The following is a 1104-nucleotide window of genomic DNA, read 5'->3' on the forward strand; positions in this document are numbered from 1 at the left end:
TTGTAAGGCTGCGAGGAGATAATATTTCGCCGTTTGTTGGTATTGAAAATCGCTGTAACCGGGGAGGGGTTGCAAGCGTCCTTTGGTCAAACAGTGGGATCCCGGCGCTTGTACCAGTTCAATGTTAACGCTGGAGATAACCCGACGATTTCTTTCGGCAAAAATTGGTCGCAAGCGATCGCAATTAGGGTGAGATAGCTGCTGACAAATCGCTTCTGTTGCCCATAATGCGGTGCTTTTTGCTCCATCAAAGTAATTTGTGGGATATTCTTTGACTAAACGCCTAAAGACGGCTTCTGAAGGCGTATTTAACCATATTCTCGCCCTTTTTTCTAACTCAGGGGACGATCGCGTACTCAAAGGAACACCCGCTAAAGCAAGTGCAAAACCCTTGACGCGGATAGTTTCTGGGGTAAGTTGCCACAGTTGACGCACTAATTGATCTCTGGTGTCTGCGGGCAGCATTTCGGCCGCTTGTTCGTAAAAAGTGGCCGTGGGACGGTGACGTTCAAAAAAAGGCCGGGCGATCGAGTCTAAAATATCTCTATCCCTGGAATTCGGTTTGCGGGGGATGTAAACATTCGGACCCAATTTCATCGGACCGCGAGCATATTTTTTCTGTTCTTCGATGTTACCCGCAGTCATACTCCAAGCTGTATCGTGGAGAATAAACAAAGGGGTGCGATCGAGGGTTAATTCGGTTTCTGGCGGGGTAATTTGCAAAAATTCGGCGATTTTCTGCTTTTCTAACTCATCTAGGCTCTTACCGGCTAAATTCTCCCCCACAGTGGAGGGATTAAAAATATTTATGGTGGCAGTGGAGAGACTAGAGGTATTCAGTTTTAAAATCAGTAGGGACAAGACCAAACTAATCACCAAAGAAGTCACTCCCGATCGCCATTGTTCCGGGGGAAAGATAGAATATCTGGGGAGAGAAAATTGTCTTGATTTTTGCCGTCTTTGTCGATTCATCGAACCTTTTTAACTCGCTTTCCACCCATTGTATTGACTTTCTCGAAAAAGGGAATTAATTCTTGCAATAGGCAGCTTTGTTCTCCCCACACCCCACTTCATAATTCATAATTCATAATTCATAATTCCCAC

General features: G+C 45.3%; 1 protein-coding gene. It reads right to left on the minus strand.

The window, feature by feature from the left end; all coding sequences use genetic code 11:
- On the minus strand, positions 1–972 hold a 972-nt coding region (locus MICAI_RS17210), incomplete at its 3' end, for a hypothetical protein (RefSeq protein ID WP_039900453.1).
- Positions 973–1104 lie beyond the last annotated feature (132 nt).

The sequence above is a fragment of the Microcystis sp. T1-4 genome, assembly GCF_000297435.1.
Classification (GTDB): domain Bacteria; phylum Cyanobacteriota; class Cyanobacteriia; order Cyanobacteriales; family Microcystaceae; genus Microcystis.